The 15,848-nt window shown below is 70.2% G+C and carries 15 protein-coding genes; 5 read left to right on the forward strand and 10 right to left on the reverse strand.

The annotated features are described in order from the left end of the window. Window positions 1-27: 27 nt before the first annotated feature. Together ACFWBY_RS33770 and ACFWBY_RS33775 are read right to left on the reverse strand one after the other, a co-directional pair. Window positions 28-1,308: a ParB/RepB/Spo0J family partition protein gene (locus tag ACFWBY_RS33770; protein WP_385337108.1), complete on the reverse strand. Its 1,281-nt coding sequence runs from the start codon at window positions 1,306-1,308 to the stop codon at window positions 28-30. After that, the gene (locus tag ACFWBY_RS33775) at window positions 1,305-2,465 is read right to left on the reverse strand and encodes a ParA family protein (RefSeq protein ID WP_385337111.1); all 1,161 of its coding nucleotides are present in this window, start codon (window positions 2,463-2,465) and stop codon (window positions 1,305-1,307) included. Before ACFWBY_RS33775 ends, ACFWBY_RS33770 begins: the two co-directional genes overlap by 4 nt. Before the next feature lie 1,307 nt (window positions 2,466-3,772). On the opposite strand from ACFWBY_RS33775, the gene ACFWBY_RS33780 reads away from it, so the two are divergent. Both ACFWBY_RS33780 and ACFWBY_RS33785 read left to right on the forward strand, forming a co-directional pair. Next, on the forward strand, window positions 3,773-4,477 hold the full coding sequence (locus ACFWBY_RS33780) for a hypothetical protein (RefSeq protein WP_385337114.1): 705 nt from the start codon (window positions 3,773-3,775) through the stop codon (window positions 4,475-4,477). A 63-nt stretch (window positions 4,478-4,540) separates the two neighbouring features. Beyond that, window positions 4,541-4,957: a hypothetical protein gene (locus ACFWBY_RS33785; RefSeq protein ID WP_385337117.1), complete on the forward strand. Its 417-nt coding sequence runs from the start codon at window positions 4,541-4,543 to the stop codon at window positions 4,955-4,957. A 746-nt stretch (window positions 4,958-5,703) separates the two neighbouring features. Here ACFWBY_RS33785 and ACFWBY_RS33790 read toward each other — a convergent pair. The 4 genes from ACFWBY_RS33790 to ACFWBY_RS33805 form a co-directional block, all read right to left on the reverse strand. Further along, window positions 5,704-6,108, reverse strand: coding sequence for a DUF6009 family protein (locus ACFWBY_RS33790; protein WP_385337120.1), 405 nt, complete (start codon window positions 6,106-6,108; stop codon window positions 5,704-5,706). Beyond that, window positions 6,105-7,583: a phage/plasmid primase, P4 family gene (locus tag ACFWBY_RS33795; RefSeq protein ID WP_385337284.1), complete on the reverse strand. Its 1,479-nt coding sequence runs from the start codon at window positions 7,581-7,583 to the stop codon at window positions 6,105-6,107. Before ACFWBY_RS33795 ends, ACFWBY_RS33790 begins: the two co-directional genes overlap by 4 nt. Before the next feature lie 77 nt (window positions 7,584-7,660). Continuing rightward, window positions 7,661-8,821, reverse strand: coding sequence for a bifunctional DNA primase/polymerase (locus tag ACFWBY_RS33800; protein ID WP_385337123.1), 1,161 nt, complete (start codon window positions 8,819-8,821; stop codon window positions 7,661-7,663). A 239-nt stretch (window positions 8,822-9,060) separates the two neighbouring features. Continuing rightward, window positions 9,061-9,957 carry a ScbA/BarX family gamma-butyrolactone biosynthesis protein gene (locus ACFWBY_RS33805; protein WP_385337126.1) on the reverse strand — a complete coding sequence of 299 codons (897 nt, stop codon included), beginning with the start codon at window positions 9,955-9,957 and terminating at the stop codon, window positions 9,061-9,063. A 170-nt stretch (window positions 9,958-10,127) separates the two neighbouring features. Here ACFWBY_RS33805 and ACFWBY_RS33810 point away from each other — a divergent pair, with 170 nt between their 5' ends. Continuing rightward, complete coding sequence (locus ACFWBY_RS33810; protein WP_385337129.1) at window positions 10,128-10,775, forward strand: ScbR family autoregulator-binding transcription factor; 648 nt, start codon at window positions 10,128-10,130, stop codon at window positions 10,773-10,775. Here ACFWBY_RS33810 and ACFWBY_RS33815 read toward each other — a convergent pair. Then, window positions 10,765-11,490 carry a TetR family transcriptional regulator gene (locus ACFWBY_RS33815; RefSeq protein ID WP_385337132.1) on the reverse strand — a complete coding sequence of 242 codons (726 nt, stop codon included), beginning with the start codon at window positions 11,488-11,490 and terminating at the stop codon, window positions 10,765-10,767. The genes ACFWBY_RS33810 and ACFWBY_RS33815 overlap by 11 nt on opposite strands. Window positions 11,491-11,728: 238 nt before the next feature. On the opposite strand from ACFWBY_RS33815, the gene ACFWBY_RS33820 reads away from it, so the two are divergent. After that, window positions 11,729-12,898: an IS701 family transposase gene (locus tag ACFWBY_RS33820; protein ID WP_385337135.1), complete on the forward strand. Its 1,170-nt coding sequence runs from the start codon at window positions 11,729-11,731 to the stop codon at window positions 12,896-12,898. 173 nt (window positions 12,899-13,071) lie between these two features. Then, the gene (locus tag ACFWBY_RS33825; RefSeq protein WP_385337138.1) at window positions 13,072-13,419 is read left to right on the forward strand and encodes a helix-turn-helix domain-containing protein; all 348 of its coding nucleotides are present in this window, start codon (window positions 13,072-13,074) and stop codon (window positions 13,417-13,419) included. Window positions 13,420-13,477: 58 nt separating this feature from the next. On the opposite strand, the gene ACFWBY_RS33830 is transcribed toward ACFWBY_RS33825, so the two are convergent. The 3 genes from ACFWBY_RS33830 to ACFWBY_RS33840 form a co-directional block, all read right to left on the reverse strand. Then, window positions 13,478-13,822, reverse strand: coding sequence for a hypothetical protein (locus ACFWBY_RS33830; RefSeq protein ID WP_385337141.1), 345 nt, complete (start codon window positions 13,820-13,822; stop codon window positions 13,478-13,480). A gap of 249 nt (window positions 13,823-14,071) precedes the next feature. Next, window positions 14,072-14,488 carry a hypothetical protein gene (locus ACFWBY_RS33835; protein WP_385337143.1) on the reverse strand — a complete coding sequence of 139 codons (417 nt, stop codon included), beginning with the start codon at window positions 14,486-14,488 and terminating at the stop codon, window positions 14,072-14,074. A 90-nt stretch (window positions 14,489-14,578) separates the two neighbouring features. Next, the gene (locus tag ACFWBY_RS33840; RefSeq protein ID WP_385337146.1) at window positions 14,579-15,835 is read right to left on the reverse strand and encodes a cation:proton antiporter; all 1,257 of its coding nucleotides are present in this window, start codon (window positions 15,833-15,835) and stop codon (window positions 14,579-14,581) included. Window positions 15,836-15,848 lie beyond the last annotated feature (13 nt).

Here is a 15,848-nt window from a genome sequence, read left to right on the forward strand (position 1 = left end):
TACGGATCAGCGGCCGTGCCGGTTCCGTCAGTTGTTCTCCATCAGGAGCAGCGTGAGCTCCTCGCGGTGCTTGGCCGACATGTTCGCCGAGATGGCCTCGTACACGGCGCTCGGGTCCTGCCACAGGACCGGGTCCGTGCCCGCTCCCCTGGCCTGGGACGGGATGACGCCCTCCGGTTCGCGCGCCCGAAGGGGCTCTGCCGCTACGGGCACGACCCGTTCCTGAGCCGCCGCCGGCAGGCTCTCGGGCGCCCGACTTTTGTCCGCGGACAAAAGTCGGTCCGGCTCCGGGGTGTGTTCCGAGGCATCGGCCGACAGCTCTGGACTTTTGTCCGCGGACAAAAGTCGGTCGGCCACCGGGGTCTGCTCCGGGGCCTCGGCCGACAGCTCCGGACTTTTGTCCGCGGACAAAAGTCGGGCCGACTGCTGATCCCGCTCCGCGTGATCGGGGACTCCCCCGGCCTGGGTCACCCCGGTCCGTACAGGCGCCGGGACCGGCACCGCGTCGGTCTCTTGCGCGCCGCGCAGGATCTCCCGCTGGACCGCCTTGACCTGGGCTTCCTGTTCCTTGCTCTCCTTCAGGAAGGCGAGCAGCTCGGCCGCGTCCGCACCGGGCCGGTCCTTCGCCGTACGGGCGAGGAGGCGGCCGTCCCGCTCCGGCAGGTCTCCCGAGCTCAGCATGCCCTGGATCTCTTCGGGGAGTTCCAGCAGCACCAGCTGGTTGGTCACCCACGACGGCGAGCGGCCCAGTCGCTCCGCGGCGCGGGACTTGGCGCCGTGCTCCCGGCCCTCGTCCGCGCAGGTGTCGACGAGCTGCTGTACGCCTCGGGCGCGCTCGATCACGTCGAAGTCCTCGCGTTCGAGGTTCTCGGCGAGGAGGTGGTCGATGAAGTCGGTCCGGGAGGCGGCGAGGTCGTCGCGTACGACGAAGTCCAGCGACTCCAGCCCCACGTGCAGGGCGCTGCGGAAGCGGCGCTCGCCGTTGATGAGGACGTACGAGGCCGGCCCGATCCCGGACGCGTGGTCCGGCCACAGCCCCAGGTACGCGTCGCGGGTGACCACGACGCACGCGGAGAGCTGGGCTTCGCGCAGCTCCTCGCCGAAGCGGGTCTTCTCCTCGTCCGTGCCGAAGTTCCGGCGGGGGTTGAGGGGCGTCGCGGAGACCTGGTCGAGGGGGACGCGGATGAGCTCGTACGCCGGTACGTCGCCCTGGGCGATGGCCTTGGCCCGCCCGCGCTCGCTGCGTCCGCTGCTGCGGCGGGCGTTGCTGAAGGCGGCTCCGGTGCCGAGGAGGTCGCTCTTGCTCATGCCGCGATCCTCCGGGCGATCTCCCGCATGGCTTCGGCCTGCTCGCATTCGGGTGCGTAGTGCAGCAGGGGCAGCTTGACGCGCACCGCTTCGCGCTGCTCCTTAAGGTCGCCGATGACCGTGATGACCGGCGGGTCACCGAACTCCTTCCAACTGTTGAGGGAGGAGGTGACGACGAAGCCCTTGCGGCTGTCGTAGAGGTTGACGACGAAGCCGAGCTGGGCGATCTCGATGTCGAGGTCGTCGATCAGGTCCTCGAGCTGCTCGCTGAGCATGTCGTACGCGTCGGCGGAGGTGTCCTCGGCCTGGACGGGGACGATGATGCCGGAGGTCTTCTCGGCTTCGCCCTCACGGGTCCGCGCGTAGTAGAGCGCGGTGTCCATGGTGTAGCCGAGGCTGGGCGGGCAGTCGACGACGATGTAGTCGAACTCCTCCTCCAGATCCTCCAGGGCCTTCTCCAGAGCGGTTTCCTTCGTCCGGACGTGGCGCGTGGTGGCCAGCCGGGCGTCGAGGAGGAAGGCGTCCTTGCAGGACGGCAGCAGGAAGAGGCGGCCGGCGAACACACCGTGCTCGATGGGCACGAGCAGCTCGCGGACGCGGCCCTCGATCTCCCCGAGCATGTGCTTGGCGAGGCTCGGCTCCTTGATGCCGAGCATTTCCGCGCCGAGGTGGCGGGTCAGGTGGCCCTGCGGGTCGAAATCGATGACGCAGACGCGCGCGCCCGTCTCGGCTAGTGCCTGGGAGAGGCCGTTGCTGATGGCGCTCTTGCCCACACCGCCCTTCTGGTTGCAGACCACGATCCGGCGGGCGCCCTCGCTGGAGGGCCGGCGCCGGCCGGTGGGGGACGGGTGGGTGTCGAGCCACAGCCGGATCGACTGGGCGACGCCCTGGTTGTACGGGACTTCGCGCACTCTGCAGTCCTCCTTGAACTCCCCGTAGAGGCCGGTGGGGAGATAGGTGGAGAACGAGGCGCCACCGGAGGTGTCCACCGGAGTCGCCGCCGACGCGTCGGCACGCCAGGCGTGGACGCCCTCGGTGACGGCGTCCTGGATGTCCACGCCCAACTGGGCTGCGCGGACCTTGAGTTCCTGCCGCAGGGACGCCGGCAGCTTGACGACTACCTTTTCCCTGACTTCCGGATCGTATGGAGCGGTCATGTGGGTACCTTACTAACCTCTGGGCCAGAAGGTGAAGCGCCACACCGCACCATGTTGCCCACCTATGCCAGATGTTGTACCGAAAGGCGGGCCCGCCGCCGGACGCGGAAAGACAGCCGGCCGGGCGTCTCGGGTGCGCAGTGAGGAAGCCCGCACGGCGACGTCCGCCTGTCCGGATTGAGCCGATCAGGGGACTCCCCAGGGCGGCTCAGGCCGTTCTGGACAACAGGAACGCCCTGAGCGGCCCGCTGACGGGCTTCGAGCTGAGGGAAGGTCACATCACCCAGACCCGATCGAGATCGGGCTCCTGAGGTGCTGTTCTGTGGGTCGGTTTTGGACCGTTGCACCGGAAATCTGCGCTTGGCCCGGTCTGGGGTGAAGCCATCAACTCTTGGCGCCCGCCGGAACAGGGGTCTTGTCCATCGTCATCCGCGGACCGTGAGTCCCAGGGGCCAGCCCCTGGACCCCGCCAGCGCCTGGCCGCGCTGGACCGGCCTTGGCATGGGGGGCTACTCGCCCCCCAGACCCCCTCGCCAGGCGCTAGGGCGCCCTGGACCCGCTCCCCCTCACGCCCTGCACCACCTCCCTGACGGTCGGCGGTGCACCCCTCGGGCGCAGGGCGCCCTCACTGGGCATGAGGGCAGCAGCCAAAAGACGACCCGGGCCGGACCGGGCTGAGGAGGGGGTATTCAGCGCCGTCGCCAAGAGAGGTTGATGGAGGTCAAGGTGTGTCGGCTGAGGTCCATGAGGGGTGATCCGTGGTGCGGCCCTTGGTTGTCGGTGTGTCAGGCAGAGCACATCGGTGGCTCAACTCACCGAAGGCGAGCGGTCGCTGACGGCGTCGGGAACGTTGCTCTTTAATAAGAGGGCGCGGCCGCGACACGGCCTCTGACCTGCAGGTTCGTCCGAGGGTATGTGTCCCCCAGGACACATTTGGTGCTCCCAAATGTGTACCTGGCGAGCACATTTCGCGAAAAACTCAAGCACCCGTGTACTTTCTGCGGCTGCCCATCCGCCTTCCATCGCCGCAGGTCAGAGAGTCGGGCACAACGCCGCCACGACGCTGCGCTCGAACGCCGGAACCCCCGAATGTGTCGCCATCACGACACACATAAATCAAGGAGTCGTGGACTTTCGGGGCTTGAGGGCAAAATAACTTCACGTGTCGTGTAGTTTCGGGGCCTGGATCGAACAGGCCGTGCCAGGACGCAACCCAGAGGCGACTTTCGCCGCGCCGACGCGGCAAAAGACAAGCACCAGTTGATTTTTTGGATACCCTCGGACCGCCTGAGTAACAAGGAGGTCCTGTGACATCTGATCCGCCCGCCCGTCGTCGACAGCGCGGGCCCCGGCCTGTCCCCGTCCCCACGGCCGCCGGCAACGAAGCCGAGTACGGCGACATCCTGGCCGTCCTGGGCCAGCAACTCGGGGAACAGGTGGCCCATGCCGCCGACCCGAGCGGCCGACGCCGGCTCAAGGGAGTCCACTTCGAGTACGCGGCGGACCCCAAGGCCGTCCACGACATGGCCGGGGGCGCCGGGTACAGCCTGGCCAGCAACTGGTTCACCCAGCTGCTGGCGCAGCTGGCCGTCGCGAACAGCATCACCAAGTCCCAGCTGTGCGTCTTCCTCTTCGTGGCCGGCGGGCAGATGCCGGGCACCGGCATCACCCAGTACACGCAGCAGGAGATCACGGACGGACTGAACAAGATCGCCGCCCAGAAGGACGGCAAGATGATCACGCGCTCCACGGTGAACCGCGCGGTGCAGGCACTGTGCGGCTACAACTGGGTGGAGAAGGCCGGCAACGGCCGGATCCAGATCAACGTGCGCCTGTGGTTCCACGGCAACAGCACGGCCCAGCACGAGGTGCTCGCCGACATCGCCGAGAAGCACGACCACGACCCCGGAGCGTTCCCCTACGCGATGGGGCCGGAAGGGGCCCATCAGGAGGAGCTGGACCTCGACTTCGGGGCAGAGGACAGCTTTCGTGGAAGGAAGAGAACCGGGTGATAGCGCTGCCAGGCCAGTACGGCCAGCACACAGGCGACCGTTCACGAGGAAGGCTGTCCTCCCATGGCTAACGTCATGTCTCCGATCGTCGCGGAGCGCATTTGGGCCCTGCCGCTGTCAGGGTCCGCCGTCAAGTTCCTCCAGTACCTCGTCTCCCGCAGCGACTTCGGCGGGACGCTGCCGGTCCGGCAGAAGGACATGGCGGCCGAGTACGGGGTCACGCCCCAGGCCGTCAGCGGGCTCATGGCGCCGCTGTGCGACCTGAACATCGTGCTGCGGCCGCGCAGCGAGGAGCGCACGGGCAACTCGTACCGGCTCCACCCGCTCGCGGCGAAGTACGAGAGCCCGCAGGCCATGGAGGCGGCGTTCCGCGCAGCCCTCGCCCGCATCCAGGCGGGCGACCTGCCGAACCTGAAGCTGCCGACGTACCACCAGGCCCCGCCGACCCCGACGGGCCGCCCCAAGCTCCAGGTGGCCTGACGGGCCGGGCCCTTGGGCCTCGGCCGGTGCCGGCGCTGGAAAAGACTTGAGGCCCTCCACCATGGTGGAGGGCCTCAAGTGCCTGAGTAACAGTTGGTTCCCACACTATATCCGCCGTGCACCGGGTCGGGATAGCTGGATCGAGGGGTGGCCGGGGGCCGTGTCTCGGGTCGTGACGGCCGTCGGGCGCCGGGCCAGGCACGATGACGGACGCCGAGACATCCGTTCTATGGAGGCCCACACCCACGCTTCCGCCGATCGGCTGCATAATGTCGCGCCCCCCGGACGACGCCGCAGTCGAACTGCTCCCTGCTCCCTGCGCGCATGCGGGGATGAACCTCCGGCCCTGCTGTTCTCTCTCCTGGTGAGGGCTCCTTCTTCTCCACGCCGCCCTTCCACGCCGCCCTTCCACGCCGCTCCTCCACGCCGGTCAGCGACCGAAGCGACCGGAGGCCGCGGTCTATGACGGGTTTATGGAGTACCTGAGCATCCAAGGGGGTGCTCATAGATGACCTGTCGGGTCGCTACGGTCGCTGGGGCGGGCAGTGGGTTGGGAAGTAAGACGCTTTGACCTGCGGTTTGGTGGGGAAGGAGGGAGGAGCTACCGAGCCGTCGGAGCCGCCGGCCGGGCGTCCGTCCCCGTGTGTCCGGCCGGTCCGGCCCGGTTGCGGCGGCGGGACGGGTCGCAGCGGGCGTCGGTTGGGTCGCTCGTGGCGTGCCCGCGGGTCAGGAGCGGAAGGGCGGCCTCAGTGCTCGGGCAGGCTGATGCCCAGTTCGCGCATGGCCTCCGATGCGGGACCACCTTCGGAGCGCTGGGTCTTGTAGCCCTTGACGCACGGAGCGATCGTCCGGGGATCGACCGCTTCCGAAGGGGCGCCGCACACGTAGAGGCCGTCCGGCTTGCCGTCGCGGTCGTGGGGCAGCAGCCAGAACACGCGGCGCAGGAAGGTGCCGGAGGCGCGCGAGGAGCGGGCATCGGGGGTCAGGACCGCGTAGCCGACCATGCGGCCGCCGCGGTGGTACGGGGGCCTGCCCGTGCGGGTGGGGAGCCGGTCCAGGGTCTGGCGGACGTAGTCGAGTGCGCTGGTGTCTTCGAGCCAGACGAGTCGGCTCTCGTGCGCGATCTGCTCGGGTTGGATGAGGGCGCTCATGCGGTGTCTCCCGCTACAGGGTTGAGTCCGATGCCGGGGTAGAACTTCCGCTGGTTCGAAAGGATCATTCCCTTGGGGCTGGCGATGCCCACGGTTTCGCGGACCCGTGCGGCAAAGGCACGGGAGGACATGGGCGTTGCGCCTTCGAGTCGGCACCAGGCCTTGTAGCTGGTGTACAGCTGGGCCTGCTCGGCGCGCAGCTGGGGTTGGACGGTGCAGGCCTCGCTCAGGAAGCGGCCCGTGTGGTCCTCGGTCTCGGCGTAGGCGCTGGTGGCGATCCGGACCTGCCGCGGGCCGGTCAGGTCGCGGGGGCCGTTGAGGTAGCGGCCCGCGCCGTCGATCAGCCACTGCAGGATGCCCGGCCCCTCCTCGGTGACCAGGACGTCGGCGAGGTTGTCGACCTTGCGGTTGTCGGCGACGACCTGCTCGAAGGGGATCAGCCGCATCCGGCGCCAGAACGCGTAGCCGCCCGTGCCGACCTCGGGCCGGTGGTTGCCCAGGAGCCACAGCTTGTGGGTGGGTTCGAAGCTGAAGAAGTCCTGCCGCATGCGCCGTGCCTTGAGCCGGTCGCCGCCGGTGAGGAGTTTGACGCGGGCTTCGTCGAAGCGGTCTCCGGGCTTGAGTTCGGAGCAGACGATGATGCGGCGGCCGTGCAGTTCGGCCAGGTCGGTGGGGTGGCCCTCGAAGGGGCGGGCCATCAGGAAGCCGGGCGGGGCGGCGTCCGCGTAGTCGCCCAGGAGCTTGACCATGACGTCGAGCAGGACGCTCTTGCCGTTCTTGCCCTGCCCGTAGAGGAACGGCATGACCTGGGCTCCGACGTCCCCGGTGATGGAGTAGCCCAGCAGCAACTGGAGGAAGTCGACCATGTCGGCGCCCTCGAGGTCGTCGCCGAACGTGTCGGTGAGGAAGCGCTGCCACCGCGGGGTGGCCATGAGTCTGGCACTGACGCTGGTGGCACGCGAGTGGTAGTGCTTGTCGGGGTCGGGCTGTGCGACGGCCCCGGTGGCCAGGTCGACGATGCCGGCGGGCGTGCACAGGGCGTACGGATCGGCGTCGAGCAGCGCGGCGTTGAGGACCATGCCGGGTGCGGCCTTGGCCTGGGCCAGCATGGCCTTCATGCCGGAGGTGGACAGGCCGCGTCTACGGTGGCGGCGCAGCGCGGTGCTGCCGTGCCGGCCGTGCGGGTCGCTCTCGGCGAGGGACTCCGCCATCTCGCCGGCGGCCCAGATGACGGCGTCGTCTTCGTCGGGTTCCCACCGGTGCCCCGACCACCGGTACCAGCCGAGGCCGGGGACGTGCCTGAAGTCCCTCCCGTAGAGCTGTACGAAGAGCTTGGCGTTGCCGCGGTCGCTCAGGGAGTCGGGGAGCAGGCCGCTCGCCGACGCCGCCGGTGGCACGGGAACGGCCGGCGGCGCAACGGGTTCCGCAACGGCTGCGGGTGCGGATGCGGTCTGCAGGATGATCTGGCGGGCGATCTCGACGGCGTCGAAAGCCGGATGGGAAGAGTGGGACGAGAGGGAGGAGTGGGAGGAGTGGGACGAAGCTGATTGGCTCACCGGAGGGCTCCCGCGTAGAGGGGCCGCCGAGAGCCCGCGGTCATGCCGCTGCGGACGATGCGCAGGCTGTGGTGCTCCCGTCCCGGGCGGGCGTGCGCGGCGGCCGCCATGAGTGCGGCTTCCGCTTCCGCCGGGCTCATCCGGCCGGCGCCGACGAGTCCGCCGATGGTGAAGGAGGCCCGGTTGAGCTTCTCCGTGAAGCCGGTGCCCTGCGGCGCGGACGCGCAGCCGGTGACGGGGGCCAGGACCGCGGTGAGTGCCGCGGTGAGTGCCGGGGCGGCGGCGCCGCGGTATCCGCCCGCCGCGGCGACGGCCGCACGGCCTCGCGCGGGTACCGCGGAGCCCGTGCGGGGTGTGGGGGTCGTCCGGGGTGAAGGCGGGGCGGGGCGGTGGCCGGTGCGCTCCAGTTCGGCGGCGAGCCAACCGGGCAGGGGGGCCGGCAGGGCGGCCGGGTCGTACGGGGTGTAGGTGCCCGCGGCCGTCCTCGTACCAGGGGCGACGATGTAGCCGCCGTGCGCCCGTACGTCGACCTGCCAGGCCAGGGCCCGGCCGGTACCGGAGCCGGTGGAGCAGCGCCAGGGACGGGCGGAGGATGCCGGGTCGGCCCGGTACCACAGGTGCATGCCCCCTGACGGGGTGCGCACCCGCAGGGTCGTCGCGTCGTTGACGGGATCGTCCTGGCCGCGCAGCGCGGCCAAGAGGGCGAGGCTGTGGAAGCCGCTCCGCAGGCCGTCGAGCCGTACGGTGTCGGGGATGTGGATCCCCGGCAGCAGTCGGCCGTGTCCGGGCAGCGGCGACGGATGGGCGTCGACGTCGACGACAACGAGACCGGCCGGGCCGCAGGCGACGCCGACGCCGAAGCGCGGTTGGTGGTGCCACCACGCGGTGATGAGGTCCGGGTCGGTGGTGGCGGCGTGGAAGCCGTGGCACCAGCGGTCTTCGCGCAGGCACGCGCAGTGGTCGGGGGCGTGGGGATGGGACCGGCAGCCTCGGCAGTTGGCCGCGGGGGTCTTGCGTCCGGGAGCGAGTGGGTGGACGGGCCAGCCCCGGCGGGCACACCACAGGGCGGTGTCCAGCGAACCCCGGCCGGGCCCGCGTCGATCGGTAGCCGGCCGGCGGCTGGAGCGGCCGGGTAATGACCCCAGGTCGGGGTGCATAAGTTGGTTCCTTTCAGCGACCGAAGCGACGCAAGGGCCGGGTAAGGCAAGCCGTCGAGCCGGCCGTGCGGGGCGGGCGCTCGGGGTGGGGCCGCGTTCCGGCTCGGGGCACTCCGGCCGTGTGTGTGGGGGGCATCGCGTGGGGCGATCCGCGTGACGGGGCAGCCGCCGCCAGGCCCGGGCACGTCGAGGGAACCTGACGGGTCGCGGCAGACAGCTGCCTGAGGCAACGATGCGCCCTAGAGGGGGGTGATGTCGCCGTTCGCGGTGAAGACGGGCACGCCGTTCTGATGGGCGGTGAGGTGGGTACGGGACTGGGCGCCGGCGGAGATGACGGGCACGGCTTCGGCATCGATCCAGCAGGGAGCGGAGAACTCCACGTAGCGGTGGAACTCGATGTCCAGCGCGGTGAGGGTGCCCGCTGGGGAACCCTGGTTGAGGGCGGCGGCGGTCTGTCGTACGGCTTCGAGCAGCACCATGCCGGGCGCGTGGTCGACGGGGTGGTCGAAGAGGACCGGATGTTCGGTGTCGAGTCTGAGCTGCCAGCGGCCGGGCGTGTCGGTGGGGGAGAGGACGACGTCCTGGCTCCGGGTGCGTCCCACCGCGGCGCAGGAGGCGGGGGGCGGGGGCTCGGGGGCGGCTGCGAAGACGTCGGCCAGTCCCGCGAGGCCCGCGCGCATGCGCCGGTACACCTGGGGAGAGTGGCAGCCGAAGCGGGTGCTGGCCATGGCGATCGTCGTTCCGTCCCGCAGGACGTCGATGCGCATGCTCATGGCGGCGGGAATGCCCCGCTGGAGGCGGATGTCGCGACATCGGACGCGTAATTCGAGCTCGGCGGGCGTGCGCTCGACGCGCATCGCCCGGGGGTTGAGGGTGAACTGGAACTGGGACCAGCTGAGCTGGTGGCCGAAGGGCATCCCGTAGGCGGCGTGCATCAGCAGGGGAAAGGTCTGGCGGATCGTTTCCGCTACGAACATGGGGTCGTACACCCCGTCCTCGACGGTGTAGAAGCCGTGGCTGCGCGGCCATTGGGCCGTCACGCTGAAGGCGTCCTTGCCCGTCTTGCGCCATCCCGTCAGGAACACGTCCGCGAGCGCCGCCCGGTGTACGAACTCTCTTGCCACGGTGCTCGTCAAGATCGGTTGCTGCGATGCTGCCGGACGTTCCGCTGAAACAAGCACTCGTGGCCCCCCTTGGCAACGTACATCGGCTCCGCGCGGGGGAATGACCCCTGGTCGAGACCTCTGACGCTCTGTAACATAAGGGGTGTTCGTTTTGTTTGTCGAGGGCATATTGGGGATCTTTGGTGAAGCAGGAACGCGCGTTGAAGACCCGCGAGACGATCCTCCGTGCAGCCGCCGAAGTCTTCGACGAGTTCGGTTACACGGGCACCACCATCAGCAAGATCATGAGTCGGTCAGGGGTGACTCAGGGTGGTATGTACTTCCACTTCAAGTCCAAAGAAGCTCTTGCCCATGCGGTGATGGCGAGTCAGCAGGACTTCGTGGAACTCCCGTCCGGTCCGGACGGCCTGCAGCGCCTTATCGACATAACCTTCCACATCGCCCACGAGCTGACGAATAACGTGCTTTTCCGGGCGAGTGTCCGGCTGGCGGTGGAACAGGGCGAACTCGGCATCGAGGTCGACACCGCCTACCAGGAGTGGGTCGAGCAGTTCCACCTGCAGCTCGTGGCCGCCCGGCGCAACGGAGAGCTACGGGCCGACGTCGACGTCCGGGAGTTCGCCACCGTCCTCGTCGGCGCCTACACCGGTACGCAGATCTTCTCCAACGCTGCCACGCACCGCCGTGACCTGCCCGAACGCATCGTCGTCCTGTGGCGGTACTTCCTGCCGGCGCTCACCAGCGCCAAGACCCGCGCGTGCCTGCGCGTCGGGCCGGGCGTCGGGCCGGGCGTCGCGGTCGGGGCCGCGGGCTCCGCCGCTACCCCGTGAGGGGGTTGCGCCACAGCGGATCGCCCGTCAGGCGCGCGGGCTGAATTCGGGCGGTGTGCCACAGGATTTCCGGGTCTTCGCCCCGCTCGTGCATGTTCTTCCGCAGCAACTCGGCATTCGCTCCCGGATCGGCGCCGCCGACAGCTCCGACCGAAAGTCCACCGAAGACCGCCCGCCACAGGCGGGCCAGGTCTTCGGCGCCCGAGCGGTGCGTGCCATTGCGCGAAGCCGCACCCCGGACGAGGAGCTCCGCGAGCGATCGGACGGTCTCCCTGCTCACTTCGGCGGAGATGTGGCCTTGGTCGAACGCGCCGTCAATAAATTCGCCGATAAGGGGAACCAACACCTCCGAAAGCAGGTCCGGGTGCTTTCGGTCGCGGGCCAGGGTGAGCGCGGCCCGCACCGTGCAGTCCGTGTCCAGCAGTTCCGCGAACGCGACGGACAGCCGGACGACCCCCGCGAGAGGGGGCAGGGAGTCGACTTGTTCCTTGGCCGCCACCAAGGCGGCGGCCACACGTGTCCGCCCTGCCTCCTCCACGGCGTCGGCGAGTTCGCCCTTGGTGCGGAAGTGGAACGTGAGGGCGCCCATGGAGTGGTCCACGGTCAGGCAGACCTGGGCCAGCGACGTGTTGTGATAGCCGTTCTCGGCGAACAGCTCGGCGGCGGCGCGCACGAACTGGAAGCGCGTCCGTACGGCCCGTTCCTGCATGGTCATCTCGACTCCGATCTCACTCCGTTGACAGTGTGTGAAGGGAGGCAGAAGTTCCGCAACGGAGAGTTGGCGAACATGGCGTCCGATATCCGGTACTTGAGCACTGAATATCGGACACACGCCTGCGACATGGCGAAATCGAGCGAGGATCGAGCAAGGGTCTCCAAAAAAAAGGGATGTTCGTTATTCTTTCCCTCGTCTTCGCCAGCTGCCTGCTGGCCGGAGGGGGAGGAGACGCCTCATGACCACGTACGCGTACGCCCCGGCATCCACCACATCGGTCGGGCCGGTCAGGCCGGCCGGTCTGACCGGCCCGACCGGGCCGACCGAGTCCGTCGAGTCCGTCGACGCGTTCGCGGAGGAGCTGTTCGCCGCTCTTCCCCGTGCCGATCAGCGCCGTTGGGCCCGTATTTACCTGCGCGGACTGCTGGTCACACCCGGCAAGAAGTCCCTGCGCCGCATAGCCTCGGCCGTCGCGGCCTCACCGACCGCGTCGCAGTGCATGCACCAGTTCATCAACGTGAGCCCGTGGGAATGGGAACCGGTGCGGGAGCAGCTCGCCCGCTGGATCACCGCCCGCTTGGCGCCCGAGGCGTACGTCCTCGACGTCGCGTACATCCCCAAGCGGGGCGACCACACCTGCGGCGTCCACACCCGCTTCGTTCCGCAGTTGGGCCGGGCCGCGACCTGCCAGGTCGGGCTCGGCGTCTTCCTCGCCTCGGGGCAGGAGGCCCTGCCCACGGACTGGCGCCTGCACCTGCCCGAGCGGTGGCTGACCGAGGCGGAGCGGCAGCGTGCGCGGATCCAGGGGGAGGACTGGGACCGGACACTGGAGCAGCAGGCGACGGACCTCGTCGCGGCCTGGGACGACCGGGCGGGCGCCCATGCGCTGCCGGTCGTCGCCGACCTGACGTCGACGCATGCCGACAACCTGCACCTGGTGCGCGCGCTGTCCCGGCGCGGCCGGCACTTCGCGGTGCGGGTGGCGCCCCACGCCCGGGTCGTGACCGCGAGCGGAGCGGAGCGCGAGGTGCGCTTCCTGACGGACCACGCGGACGGCGCGGCGACCTTCACCACCCGCACCGCGCAGGCCACTTCCACCGCCCCCGTGTGGGTGCCCGGCGCCGCGCCGGTCCGCTGCCGGTTACTGGCGACGGGGCGCGGCGGCGAGCGGACCCGACGCTGGTGGCTGACCAGCCTGGTCGACGAGCGCATGGACAACCTGCTGGCCCTGACGAGCCTGGTGGACCGTTCCGGCCGGTCCGTCGCCGAGATGCACGCGGGGCTGGGGCTGGCCGACTTCGAGGGGCGCTCCTTTCCGGGCTGGCACCACCACATGACCATCATCTCCGCCGCCTACGCCTGGCGGCGCCTCCGGACCGGCCCGCAGCCCGACGCACCCCGGCCGTAATCCGGACCGGCCCGCAGACCGACGCACCCCGGCCGTAATCCGGACCGGCCCGCAGACCGACGCACCCCGGCCGTGACCCGGACCGGCCCGCCGACCGACGCACCCCGGCCGTAATCCGGACCTGCCCGTTTCCTTGCCACCGCCCGCACACAGCACGCCTCAAGGAGAGCCACATGCCCCGTCCGCCCGCCCTCCCGCCCGAGGAGAAGGTAGCCATCGTCCTGGCCGTGCTGGCCGGGGAGACCACCGCGGCCGACGCCGCCCGGGCCGCCGGAGTGACGGACCAGGCCATATACAACTGGAAGAGACGCTTCGTCACCGCGGGCCGCACCGGCCTGGAGACCGGGCTCGACCAGGCCACCCAGCGCGAGCAGCAGTTGATCGGCCAGGTCGCCGAACTCAAGCAGGCATTAGGCGACTCCTACCTCCAGCTCCAGACCATCCGCGCCTCGCTGCGCACCCGTTCCTCCCTGGTCGGCACCCCCCGCCAGCCCGCCATGGCCCGACCCCGAAGCGCCTGAACCGGCATGACCGGACCCGGTCGGGTCGGCGAGCGGACCGTCGGCGCGTAGCCGGCCGCTACCCGCCGTGCCGAGGCGGCCCGATCACGCAGAGGCCGACCTGCTCGGCAAGCCACTCGGCCCGTGCTTGGCCGTTCGCGCGTACATGGACGTGGACGGTGTGGTCCGGCGAGGGATCGTCACTGAAGAGGCCTCGGCAGTTGACGGAGATCTGGACATCGGCGTCCTTCACCTCGGAGGGCAAGCCGAGCGCGGGCACCTCCGGCCACGGGGTGTCCCACCACTCCAGACTGCCGGGTAGCCCGGTAGCCCGGTAGCCCGGTAGCCCGGTAGCCCGGTGTCGCCTGTCGCCTGTCGCCAGGAGTGCCGCCTCGCCCATCGCGCCGAGCGGCTGGTCCTCCACGGACGCCTCTATCGGGTAACGGTCGGCAGGGATGCCCGGGATCTCCTTCTTCCGTGTACCAGGTGATCGGCCCGCTCACGTCCGCCGATCTGATGCAGGTCGCCTCCGGTAGGGCTGCCAGCATGCGCAGCAGCTGCTCCCGACTGTCGGTCTGGCCGAACACGTTGACCGTGGTGTTGCTCGGATCGGCCAGCCGAAGCAGCTCACGCGCGGCCGCGAGGGCCTTCGGCAGATCCTCACTCCGGGCCCTCATTCACCGGCGGGGTGGCCGCAGCATCGAGCCGGCTCCAAAAGGACGGCCGGCAAAGTGCCGTTCACGATCGGGTCTTGCGGCAGGGAGAGCCCGAAGAACTCCTCGACGATGCCCAGCGCGAGGCGGTGTACGTCCCTGTGGTCCCGTTCCCGGTCCGGGAGGCCGGCCGCGGTCAGCAGTTCCTGCACGCGGGCGGCCGTCGCGGGGTCGCCGTCGACTCCGCGGTAGCCCCACGCGTAGTCCAGGTGCAGGTTGCAGGCGCTCAGCAGACGGCCGTCGTGGAAGTACTCGAACTGCGGCGGGACCGGCTTGCCGTTGTCTTCCTCGTACTCCAGGAGGCAGATGTGCGCGCCGCCGCGCGAGACCGGTGCCAGCGGGCCGAACCCGCCCGGCCGGCCACCGTATGCGATCACCTGGCTGCGCCGGCGGCGGGGAAGTGGCCGGGCGGTGGGCGTTGCCTGCGGGGGTCGGGCCTGACCCACCGCCCGGGGCTCCTAGTGCGCCTAGGAAAGGACTCCGGGCGTCAGCGGGAGCGGCTTTGGGGCGGGTTCCGTGCGGTCCAGTCGCTGCAGGAGCGGGCCGGTCATCGCGGTCGTCGCCAGGGCCATGCAGACCAGGACCAGGGCCAGCGGGGCGGTGAAGACACCGGTCGCCAGGGCCGCCTGGAGGACGATGAGTTCGGTGAGGCCGCGGGTGTTCATCAGTACGGCCACCTGCCGGGACTCGTGAGGCGTGATGCCCCCTGCCCGGGCTCCCAGGTAGCCGCCCGCGGTCTTGCCCGCGATCCCGAGGAACAGGGCGAGGGCGAAGAGCTGCCAGGAGGCCGAGGTGAGGCCCTCGCCGAAGACGGTGACGCCCGTGACGACGAAGAACACGGGTACCACTGCCTTCCCGACCCGGGTGACGGAGGCCACGGCGCCCGACCAGGGCGAGCGCTCGTCCGTCGGTATCGCCAGACCGACGACGGCGGCGCCCACGATCGCCGTCATCCCGAGGTGCTCCACACCGAGTGCGACGGCGACGGCCGTGACGCCCAGGGCCGCCGCCGCCGGGCGCGGCGAGCGCGCGCACCAGTCGCGGGCCGGAGCCCAGGACAGGACGCGTCGGATCGCCAGTGCGCACGCGGCGGCGAAGGCGAGTGCGGTCAGGGAGCGTACGAACCCGTGCATGCTGCCCGTGGAGAGGCACAGGGCCAGGGTCAGCAGCAGCCAGCCCAGCGTGTCGATCACGACGGCGGAGGTCAGGGTGAGGGCCCCGGCCGGGGAGTCGTGCATGTTCCGTGCGCTGATGATCCGTGCCATCACCGGCACGGCGCTGATGCTCAGGGAGACCGCGGTCATCAGGACGAACGCGGCCGTGGGGGCCTGACCGCGCACCTCGGCGCCTTCCTGCGTGATCACCCAGACGGCCAGCAGCGTGCCGCACAGCAGGGGCAGGAGCAGGGAGCCGGCCGTCACCCAGGCGACCGTGCGGCGCCCGGGGTTGACGGCTCCGCCGCGCAGGTGGTGGGCGAGGCCGACGAGGAAGAGGATCAGGCCGGCCTGGCCGACCGTCTTCAGGTCGGCGAGCACGGCGTGAGGCAGGGCCGCGTCGAAGCCCGGGCGGCCCAGCAGGGCGAGGACGGCCGGGCCCGCGAGCAGGCCCGCGGTCATCTCGCCGATGACCTCGGGCTGGCGCAACCACCGGGCCGTGACCCTCCCGGCCCGGGCGGCGACGAGTACGGCGGCGAGGACGCCCAGCAGGTGGAGCGTGTGCAGCATGTCGGGAACCTTT

Source organism: Streptomyces sp. NPDC060049 (assembly GCF_042736715.1).
Classification (GTDB): Bacteria; Actinomycetota; Actinomycetes; order Streptomycetales; family Streptomycetaceae; genus Streptomyces.